Source organism: Halomonas rhizosphaerae, from assembly GCF_030010555.1.
In the GTDB taxonomy this organism is placed as follows: domain Bacteria; phylum Pseudomonadota; class Gammaproteobacteria; order Pseudomonadales; family Halomonadaceae; genus Halomonas; species Halomonas rhizosphaerae.
In genome coordinates this window covers 1-9,482 of record NZ_JASCQP010000014.1, presented here as the reverse complement: position 1 = coordinate 9,482, position 9,482 = coordinate 1, and the positions used below count along the sequence as shown (strand labels likewise).

General features: G+C 67.0%; 9 protein-coding genes. All 9 read right to left on the bottom strand.

What is annotated here, in order from left to right; all coding sequences use genetic code 11:
* Positions 1–474: benzoate 1,2-dioxygenase small subunit (gene benB, locus QLQ83_RS04215; protein ID WP_282734311.1), on the bottom strand; the 474-nt coding region annotated here is incomplete at its 3' end.
* 11 nt (positions 475–485) lie between these two features.
* The gene (locus QLQ83_RS04210; RefSeq protein WP_282734305.1) at positions 486–1,853 is read right to left on the bottom strand and encodes a Rieske 2Fe-2S domain-containing protein; all 1,368 of its coding nucleotides are present in this window, start codon (positions 1,851–1,853) and stop codon (positions 486–488) included.
* Between the two features lie 67 nt (positions 1,854–1,920).
* The gene (gene catA, locus QLQ83_RS04205; RefSeq protein ID WP_282734310.1) at positions 1,921–2,895 is read right to left on the bottom strand and encodes a catechol 1,2-dioxygenase; all 975 of its coding nucleotides are present in this window, start codon (positions 2,893–2,895) and stop codon (positions 1,921–1,923) included.
* A 528-nt stretch (positions 2,896–3,423) separates the two neighbouring features.
* Positions 3,424–4,683 carry a benzoate/H(+) symporter BenE family transporter gene (locus QLQ83_RS04200; protein ID WP_282734309.1) on the bottom strand — a complete coding sequence of 420 codons (1,260 nt, stop codon included), beginning with the start codon at positions 4,681–4,683 and terminating at the stop codon, positions 3,424–3,426.
* Positions 4,684–4,779: 96 nt separating this feature from the next.
* Complete coding sequence (gene benD, locus QLQ83_RS04195; RefSeq protein ID WP_282734308.1) at positions 4,780–5,580, bottom strand: benzoate diol dehydrogenase BenD; 801 nt, start codon at positions 5,578–5,580, stop codon at positions 4,780–4,782.
* The gene (gene benC / locus QLQ83_RS04190; RefSeq protein WP_282734307.1) at positions 5,577–6,620 is read right to left on the bottom strand and encodes a benzoate 1,2-dioxygenase electron transfer component BenC; all 1,044 of its coding nucleotides are present in this window, start codon (positions 6,618–6,620) and stop codon (positions 5,577–5,579) included. The genes benD and benC overlap by 4 nt, the downstream gene beginning before the upstream one ends.
* Positions 6,621–6,644: 24 nt before the next feature.
* Positions 6,645–7,133 (bottom strand): benzoate 1,2-dioxygenase small subunit, encoded by a 489-nt coding sequence (gene benB, locus QLQ83_RS04185; protein WP_282734306.1) that lies wholly within the window; start codon positions 7,131–7,133, stop codon positions 6,645–6,647.
* Positions 7,134–7,144: 11 nt separating this feature from the next.
* On the bottom strand, positions 7,145–8,512 hold the full coding sequence (locus QLQ83_RS04180; RefSeq protein ID WP_282734305.1) for a Rieske 2Fe-2S domain-containing protein: 1,368 nt from the start codon (positions 8,510–8,512) through the stop codon (positions 7,145–7,147).
* Between the two features lie 67 nt (positions 8,513–8,579).
* On the bottom strand, positions 8,580–9,482 hold a 903-nt coding region (catA, locus tag QLQ83_RS04175; RefSeq protein WP_282734304.1), incomplete at its 5' end, for a catechol 1,2-dioxygenase.

The window sequence follows — 9,482 nt, the reverse complement described above, 5'->3', positions numbered from 1 at the left end:
GTCGATGACCTGGTGGATATAGTCGTTGTTGAGTTGCACGACTTTTCTGGTGATCAGCGGCGTCTCCCCCGACACGTCCAGGGTGTAGAAGGCGCTGCCGAAGTAGCTGTCGGTCTTCTTGTAGCGGTGGCTCAGGGTGTGCCAGTTGAAGCGCAGCTCCACCGTGTCGCCTTCCTCCTTCAGCACCTCGAGGTTGGTGATCTGGTGGGTGGTGCGCGGCTCCGGCGTGCTCGCCCCGCTGCGCTCGGTCTTGATCCGGTAGACCCGGTCCTCGAGCCCCTCGCGGTTCGGGTAGTAGATCAGCGAGATCTCGGCCTCGGGGTCCCGGGTCAGCTGGTCGTCGTCGTCCCAGGCCGGCATCCAGAACTCGGCGTCCTGGCGGTAGCACTCCAGCCACGCGTCCCACTGGCGGTCGTCGAGCAGGCGCGCCTCGCGGTACAGGAAGGCCTGGATATCGTGGTAGCTGATGCTCATGGTCTCTCTCCTCAGGCGGACGCGGTGGCGATAAACTGGCTGCGTTCCTTGTCGATGGCGCGCAGCATCTCCTCGACCCAGTGCTTGTGGTGCAGCACGTAGAGGCCCTCGTCTTCCGGGGAGGCCCCGCTGAGCAGCGGCTTCATGTCGATCGCCTGGGCGTTCTCGTCGGCCCCCTCGATCCACTGCCTGGCGCCGCGCGAGAGGTCGTTCCACTCGGCCAGCGCGCCGTGGTAGCCGTCCTGGCAGGCGCGGAACTCCTCCAGGTCGTCCGGCGTGCCCATGCCCGAGACGTTGAAGAAGTCCTCGTACTGGCGGATGCGCACCCGGCGGTTCTCCGCGGACTCGCCCTTGGGCGCGAAGCAGTAGATGGTGACCTCGGTCTTGTCCACGGACAGTGGGCGCAGCACGCGGATCTGCGTGGAGAACTGGTCCATCAGGTAGACGTTGGGGTAGAGGCAGAGGTTGCGGGTCTGGTTGACGATGGAGTCGGCCCGCGCCGCGCCGAGCTCGGCCTCGATCTCGTCCTTGCGGGTGTAGACCGGGCGCACCTCGGGGTTGAGCAGCCGGGTCCACAGCATCATGTGGCCGTTCTCGTAGGAGTAGAAGCCGCCCTGGCTCTTCGACCAGCCGTCGGCGTCCACCGCCTTGGTGCCGCCGGCGTCGTAGTTGCGGCGTTCCATGGTCGAGGCGTAGTTCCAGTGCACCGAGCTGACGTGGTAGCCGTCGGCGCCGTTCTCGGCCTGCAGCTTCCAGTTGCCGTTGTAGGTGTACGACGAGGTGCCACGCAGGATCTCCAGGCCTTCCGGCGCCTGGTCGACGATGTTGTCGATGACCTTGGTGGTCTCGCCCAGGTACTCCTCGAGCGGCGGGACGTCATCGCTCAGGCTGCCGAACAAAAAGCCCTTGTAGTTGGCGAAGCGCGGCAGGCGCTTGAGGTCGTGGGAGCCTTCCTGCTTGAAGCCCTCCGGGTAGGCGCCGTTCTTCTCGTTCTTGGCCTTGAGCAGCTTGCCGTCGTTCTTGAAGGTCCAGCCGTGGAAGGGGCAGGTGAAAGTGCCCTTGTTGCCCTGCTTGCGGCGGCACAGGGTGGCGCCGCGGTGGGCGCAGGCGTTGATCAGGCCGTGCAGCTCGCCCTGCTTGTCGCGGGTGATGACCACCGGCTGGCGGCCCATGGTCACGGTGTAGTAGTCGCCCGGCTCGCTGATCTGGCTCTCGTGGGCCAGGAACAGCCAGTTGCCCTCGAAGATGTGCTTCATCTCCAGGTCGAAGAAGGCCGGGTCGGTGAACATGCTGCGGTGGCAGCGGAAGATGCCGTTGTCGGCGTCGTCGACGACGGCGCCGCGGACACGTTCCTCGAGTTGGTCAAGCTGAGTGGTCATGATCCATCTCCTCGTTTGTTATCGGGGCCCGCTCTTGGCGGGCCTCTCAGGTCGTCAGGGGTGCCGATCAGACCTTGGCGGTGCCGGCAAGCTGGCTGTGGCGGTCCTGCTCGTCTTCCTTGGCCCGCGGGCGGGCGTGGCGCACCTGCAGCTCGGGGGCGTCGGTCTTCGCCAACTCGATGTCGAACACCACCTCGGAGAAGGGGCCGTCCAGCTCGCGCCGGGCGATCTCGGCCGGGTCCTCGATGCGGTTGGCCGGCACCACCAGCTCCTCGCGGGTGGCGAAGGCGAAGTCGTCGAAGGTGTAGGGGTCGCCGGCCAGGTTGATCTGGGTGGTCAGGTGCTTGTGGCCCGGGGCGGAGATGAAGTAGTGGATGTGCGCCGGGCGCTGGCCGTGACGGCCGAGCAGGTCGAGCACCTGCTGGGTCGGGCTGTCCGGCGGGCAGCCGTAGCCGGAGGGGATGATGCTGCGCGCGGTGTAGCGGCCCTCGGCATCGGTAAAGATGCTGCGGCGCAGGTTGTACTCGGACTGGGTCGGGTCGAAGAAGGAGTAGCCGCCCTTGGAGTTGGCGTGCCAGATCTCGACCTTGGCGCCGGCGACGGGGTGGCCGTCGACGTCACGCACCTGGCCGGTCAGCCACATGGTCTCGCCGTCCTGGTCCTTGCCGTCGTCCATGCGCGCGAAGCCCTCGGCCTCCGGGGCGCCGGCCACGTAGAGCGGGCCCTCGATGGTGCGCGGGGTACCGCCCAGCAGGCCGCGCTCGCGGTCGGCGGCGTCCATGCGCATGTCCAGGTAGTGGTCGAAGCCCAGTCCCGGGGCCAGCAGGCCGAACTGGGTGCCGTTGCCCAGCGCGTTGAGCACGCTGACGGCGGACCAGAACTCCTCGGCGCTGACGTCGTAGTCGTCCATCAGCCGGAACAGGTCGGAGAGCAGGCGGTGCATGATCTGCTTGGCGCGCTCGCTGCCGCCATCCTGGTCGAAGCCGGCGACGGTGGTCAGGAAGTCCTGGACCTCGGGGGTGTCGAAAATCTTTACGGTCATGGTCATGCTCTCGTCGTTGTCGTTGTGCCCTGCGGTCTCGTCAGGGATGCAAGGCCAGTGGTCGGGGCCTCCGGATGCCTGACAGGCCACATCTCGACGGAGGCGTTCTTGTTGTGGTGACTGGATTCTGGCCAGGCAGCGGGGGTGTCACCAATATCGTTTGAGTTCCCCTCCATACCTTAGGGGTATCGCCAGGGCTGCCGACACCTTCCCGTTCCTCCCGGGAACGGCGAAGACAACCATATGAAAATCAATACATTGAAAGACACTCCTGGCCAGGCGTCGCGATGACCAGTCCTTCCGTCTGCGGCATGTCGACCGGACGGGCCGGGAGGGGGTGACAACCGACGGCCCCGGCCGCCCCCGGGGCGGGTTCCCGGACGCGGATTCACCCCTCCAGGGGACGAGGATTGAGACAAAAGGATAAGAGGCCGACGCGGCGGCGCCGGGAGGCGGCCGCACAAAAAGGGCCCGTGCTGCCGAAGCAGCCACGGGCCAAGGAGGAAAACGCCATGCCGGCGCTAGGGGTCAGCCGGCACTCTTTGCCGGGAAGCGCTTGCGCAGGGCCGCGCGCTCCTGGGAGAAGTCGAAGTCGCGGAACTCCACCAGCATCGAGATCGCAGCCCCCAGGATCAGCGCCCAGAAGGAGGCGCCGATGCCGACGATCTGCAGGCCCGAGACCGCGATCAGGAAGGAGAACATCGCCCCCACCTCATGCTTGCCGGAGAAGGTGATGTGCATCGCCGAGCTGATCACCCGCAGCAGCGCGAGGCCTGCGATGATGGCGATGAAGTAGCTCGGCATCGCCTCGATCAGGCTGAACACGAAGCCGTAGAAGGGGGCGGCGACCACGAAGATGATGCCGACGATCACCGCCGCCACCCAGCGCTTGTCGTGGGTCCCCGCCTCGGGGGAGGAGCAGATGCCGGTCATCGGCGCGGCGATGCAGGTGCTGTGCAGGTTGAAGAAGGCCGACACCATGGTGCCGATGCCGCCGACGAAGGTGATGGCATTGGCCGGCGCCTCCTTGTAGCCCATGCCCTTGACCAGCCCCACGCCGGCGGGCGTCTCCATGCCCACCAGGATCAACGCCAGCGGCAGGCCATAGGCCAGGAAGGCGTCCATGGAGAAGGCCGGCATGATGAACTCGGGCATGCGGAACGAGAACTCCACGCTTGAGAAGTCCGCGCCGGAGAGCGCCATGTAGAGCACGCCCACCACCAGGGTGACCACCAGCGGCGGTATCCGACGCAGGAAGCGCGCCGAGAGGAAGAAGGCCATGATCATCACCACCGCGGGGATCAGGGCGTTCTGCAGGGGCATCACCATGTTGGTGCCGAACTTGAGCAGCACGCCTGCCACCATGCCCATGACGATGGGCATGGGGATCAGCCGCATCACCAGGCTCATCCAGCCGGCCAGGGCCACCACCACCGAGATGGCGCCCGCCATCAGCGTCGCCCCCAGGGCCTCGTTGAGCCCCACCACGGGGATGATGGCGGCGAACAGCAGCGCGCCGGGGATGGAGTTGGCCACCGGCAGGGGAAGACGGTAATAGGCCGGCAGGATCAGGCCGAACAGGCCATTGATGAAGAGGTAGCTGATCACCCACAGCAGGGTGAAATCCTTGGGCAGCCCCGCCGCGGTGCCGGCGCTGATATGGATGATGCCGGCGCTGAGGCCGAAGATGCCGGCGACCACGCCGGCGCTCAGGTTGTCGGCATTGAGGTCGCGCAGGAAGTCCCGCGGCGCCGTCGCGAGGCCGGGGCCTTTCTCGAGGTGTCTCATGCTGTGCTCCAGGGGCTTGTTGTCGTTGCTGTCGGAAGCCACGGATGGTCAGGGGCAAGGCGAGCGGGCGGCCCGAGGGCCACCCTGGCGCAGGGTTCAGCCCTGGTCGCCGCCGCCCACCGGCAGCACACTGCCGGTGATGTAGCTCGCCTCGTCGGAGGCCAGGAAGAGGATCGGCGCGGCCATCTCGTCCAGGGTGCCGTAGCGCTTCATCAGGCAGCTCTGCTTGGTCTGGTCGATATGCGCCTGGAACCAGGCTCGCTCCGTCTCGTTGCGGGGCTCCGGGGTGCCGCGGGAGATCTTCCGCGGCGGCGCCTCGGTCCCGCCGATGCCGGCGGCCGCCACGCGGATGCCGTGCTCGGCGTACTCGAAGGCCAGGGACTCGGTCAGCGCGTTGACGCCCCCCTTGGCCGCCGAGTAGGGGATCCGGTGGATGCCCCGGGTCGCCACCGAGGAGACGTTGACGATCACCCCACCGCCCTGCGCCACCAGGGTCGGCAGCACCGCCCGGCAGCACCACAGCGTCGGCATCAGCGAACGGTTGACCTCGGCGGCGATCTCGGCCTGGGTGAACTCGGTGAACGGCTTGAAGTTGATCGCGCCGCCCACGTTGTTGATCAAGATGTCGATCCGGCCGAAGTGCTCCACCGTGCGGGCCATCACCTCCTCGGCCCCTTCCCAGGTCTCGAGGTCGGCCTGCAGGGCGATGGCGTCCACGCCCTGCTCGGCGAGCCCTGCCACCACCTCATGGACCAGGTCGGCACGGTCCACCAGGGCCAGGCGGGCGCCCTCGGCGGCGGCCCGCTCGGCGACCCGCTGGCCGATGCCCTGGGCCGCGCCGGTGATCACCATCACCCGGTCCTGAAAGCGGGGGGCGTCGAAGCGTTGCGCGCTCATGACGCCTCCCCCGGTGCCTGGTTGGGAGTGAACTTCTCGTAGTGGAAGCTCTGCGGCACGATGCCCTCGGCGTCAAAGTGCTTGAGCACGGCATCGACCATCGGGGGCGGCCCGCACAGATAGACATCGATGTCGCCGTCGTGCAGCACCTCGGCGTCCATGTGATGGGTGACATAGCCCTTGCGCGGATTCTGGCTCGCCTCGTCCACCACCACGGTGGAGTAGGTGAAGGTCGGCAGCCTCTCGGCGAAGGCGTCGAGGGCATCGACCTTGACCAGGTGATCATCCTTGTTGACGCCGTAGATCAGGTGCATCGGCTGGTCGCTGCCCTGCCCGTCTTCCCGTTTCTGGGCCAGCTGCTCGAGCATGGAGAGGAAGGGCGCGAGGCCCGTGCCGCCGGCCAGCATCAGCACCGGGCGGGTGATCTCGCGCAGGTAGAAGCTGCCCAGCGGCCCGGTGAGGGAGAGGCGATCGCCGACCTTGGCCTGCCGGGTCAGGTAGCCGCTCATCAGGCCATTGGGGATGTTGCGGATCAGGAAGGTGGCCCGCTGCTCCCCGGGCTTCGAGCTGAAGGAGTAGGAACGGTGCGCCTCGCTGCCCGGCACGTCGATGTGGATGTACTGCCCCGGCAGGAAGGCCAGTTCGGCCCCCTCGTCCAGGTCCACGGCCAGCTCGATGCTGTCCTCGGAGAGTTGCTCGACCACGGCCAGGGTGCCCTCGATCTTGCCGACCTGGGTCTTGCACAGGCTGGAGGCTACCGGCACCTGGATGACGCAGTCCGAGGACGGCACCATCTGGCAGGTCAGCACCTGGCCCTCGGCGGCCTCCTCGTCGGAGAGCGCCTCCTCCAGGTACTCGTCCCCCATGTCGAACTCGCCCTGCTCGCAGTGGCCCTTGCAGGTGCCGCAGACGCCGTCGGAGCAGTCCATCGGCAGGTTGACCTTCTGCCGGTAGGCGGCGTCGAGGACCGTTTCCCCTTGCTTGCAGCCGATGAAACGAGTGACGCCGTCCTCGAAGTTGAGTGCAATGGTATAGCTCATGGTCGAATCTCCTCCCGCACCGGGTCAGATGTGATAGATGTCGATGACCTGGTGGATATAGTCGTTGTTGAGTTGCACGACTTTTCTGGTGATCAGCGGCGTCTCCCCCGACACGTCCAGGGTGTAGAAGGCGCTGCCGAAGTAGCTGTCGGTCTTCTTGTAGCGGTGGCTCAGGGTGTGCCAGTTGAAGCGCAGCTCCACCGTGTCGCCTTCCTCCTTCAGCACCTCGAGGTTGGTGATCTGGTGGGTGGTGCGCGGCTCCGGCGTGCTCGCCCCGCTGCGCTCGGTCTTGATCCGGTAGACCCGGTCCTCGAGCCCCTCGCGGTTCGGGTAGTAGATCAGCGAGATCTCGGCCTCGGGGTCCCGGGTCAGCTGGTCGTCGTCGTCCCAGGCCGGCATCCAGAACTCGGCGTCCTGGCGGTAGCACTCCAGCCACGCGTCCCACTGGCGGTCGTCGAGCAGGCGCGCCTCGCGGTACAGGAAGGCCTGGATATCGTGGTAGCTGATGCTCATGGTCTCTCTCCTCAGGCGGACGCGGTGGCGATAAACTGGCTGCGTTCCTTGTCGATGGCGCGCAGCATCTCCTCGACCCAGTGCTTGTGGTGCAGCACGTAGAGGCCCTCGTCTTCCGGGGAGGCCCCGCTGAGCAGCGGCTTCATGTCGATCGCCTGGGCGTTCTCGTCGGCCCCCTCGATCCACTGCCTGGCGCCGCGCGAGAGGTCGTTCCACTCGGCCAGCGCGCCGTGGTAGCCGTCCTGGCAGGCGCGGAACTCCTCCAGGTCGTCCGGCGTGCCCATGCCCGAGACGTTGAAGAAGTCCTCGTACTGGCGGATGCGCACCCGGCGGTTCTCCGCGGACTCGCCCTTGGGCGCGAAGCAGTAGATGGTGACCTCGGTCTTGTCCACGGACAGTGGGCGCAGCACGCGGATCTGCGTGGAGAACTGGTCCATCAGGTAGACGTTGGGGTAGAGGCAGAGGTTGCGGGTCTGGTTGACGATGGAGTCGGCCCGCGCCGCGCCGAGCTCGGCCTCGATCTCGTCCTTGCGGGTGTAGACCGGGCGCACCTCGGGGTTGAGCAGCCGGGTCCACAGCATCATGTGGCCGTTCTCGTAGGAGTAGAAGCCGCCCTGGCTCTTCGACCAGCCGTCGGCGTCCACCGCCTTGGTGCCGCCGGCGTCGTAGTTGCGGCGTTCCATGGTCGAGGCGTAGTTCCAGTGCACCGAGCTGACGTGGTAGCCGTCGGCGCCGTTCTCGGCCTGCAGCTTCCAGTTGCCGTTGTAGGTGTACGACGAGGTGCCACGCAGGATCTCCAGGCCTTCCGGCGCCTGGTCGACGATGTTGTCGATGACCTTGGTGGTCTCGCCCAGGTACTCCTCGAGCGGCGGGACGTCATCGCTCAGGCTGCCGAACAAAAAGCCCTTGTAGTTGGCGAAGCGCGGCAGGCGCTTGAGGTCGTGGGAGCCTTCCTGCTTGAAGCCCTCCGGGTAGGCGCCGTTCTTCTCGTTCTTGGCCTTGAGCAGCTTGCCGTCGTTCTTGAAGGTCCAGCCGTGGAAGGGGCAGGTGAAAGTGCCCTTGTTGCCCTGCTTGCGGCGGCACAGGGTGGCGCCGCGGTGGGCGCAGGCGTTGATCAGGCCGTGCAGCTCGCCCTGCTTGTCGCGGGTGATGACCACCGGCTGGCGGCCCATGGTCACGGTGTAGTAGTCGCCCGGCTCGCTGATCTGGCTCTCGTGGGCCAGGAACAGCCAGTTGCCCTCGAAGATGTGCTTCATCTCCAGGTCGAAGAAGGCCGGGTCGGTGAACATGCTGCGGTGGCAGCGGAAGATGCCGTTGTCGGCGTCGTCGACGACGGCGCCGCGGACACGTTCCTCGAGTTGGTCAAGCTGAGTGGTCATGATCCATCTCCTCGTTTGTTATCGGGGCCCGCTCTTGGCGGGCCTCTCAGGTCGTCAGGGGTGCCGATCAGACCTTGGCGGTGCCGGCAAGCTGGCTGTGGCGGTCCTGCTCGTCTTCCTTGGCCCGCGGGCGGGCGTGGCGCACCTGCAGCTCGGGGGCGTCGGTCTTCGCCAACTCGATGTCGAACACCACCTCGGAGAAGGGGCCGTCCAGCTCGCGCCGGGCGATCTCGGCCGGGTCCTCGATGCGGTTGGCCGGCACCACCAGCTCCTCGCGGGTGGCGAAGGCGAAGTCGTCGAAGGTGTAGGGGTCGCCGGCCAGGTTGATCTGGGTGGTCAGGTGCTTGTGGCCCGGGGCGGAGATGAAGTAGTGGATGTGCGCCGGGCGCTGGCCGTGACGGCCGAGCAGGTCGAGCACCTGCTGGGTCGGGCTGTCCGGCGGGCAGCCGTAGCCGGAGGGGATGATGCTGCGCGCGGTGTAGCGGCCCTCGGCATCGGTAAAGATGCTGCGGCGCAGGTTGTACTCGGACTGGGTCGGGTCGAAGAAGGAGTAGCCGCCCTTGGAGTTGGCGTGCCAGATCTCGACCTTGGCGCCGGCGACGGGGTGGCCGTCGACGTCACGCACCTGGCCGGTCAGCCACATGGTCTCGCCGTCCTGGTCCTTGCCGTCGTCCATGCGCGCGAAGCCCTCGGCCTCCGGGGCGCCGGCCACGTAGAGCGGGCCCTCGATGGTGCGCGGGGTACCGCCCAGCAGGCCGCGCTCGCGGTCGGCGGCGTCCATGCGCATGTCCAGGTAGTGGTCGAAGCCCAGTCCCGGGGCCAGCAGGCCGAACTGGGTGCCGTTGCCCAGCGCGTTGAGCACGCTGACGGCGGACCAGAACTCCTCGGCGCTGACGTCGTAGTCGTCCATCAGCCGGAACAGGTCGGAGAGCAGGCGGTGCATGATCTGCTTGGCGCGCTCGCTGCCGCC

Excerpts from the sequence above, each read along its gene's own strand:
- QLQ83_RS04210 (WP_282734305.1), bottom strand. The coding sequence starts at position 1,853 with ATGACCACTCAGCTTGACCAACTCGAGGAACGTGTCCGCGGCGCCGTC.
- catA (WP_282734310.1), bottom strand. The coding sequence starts at position 2,895 with ATGACCGTAAAGATTTTCGACACCCCCGAGGTCCAGGACTTCCTGACC.
- QLQ83_RS04200 (WP_282734309.1), bottom strand. The coding sequence starts at position 4,683 with ATGAGACACCTCGAGAAAGGCCCCGGCCTCGCGACGGCGCCGCGGGAC.
- benD (WP_282734308.1), bottom strand. The coding sequence starts at position 5,580 with ATGAGCGCGCAACGCTTCGACGCCCCCCGCTTTCAGGACCGGGTGATG.
- benC (WP_282734307.1), bottom strand. The coding sequence starts at position 6,620 with ATGAGCTATACCATTGCACTCAACTTCGAGGACGGCGTCACTCGTTTC.
- benB (WP_282734306.1), bottom strand. The coding sequence starts at position 7,133 with ATGAGCATCAGCTACCACGATATCCAGGCCTTCCTGTACCGCGAGGCG.
- QLQ83_RS04180 (WP_282734305.1), bottom strand. The coding sequence starts at position 8,512 with ATGACCACTCAGCTTGACCAACTCGAGGAACGTGTCCGCGGCGCCGTC.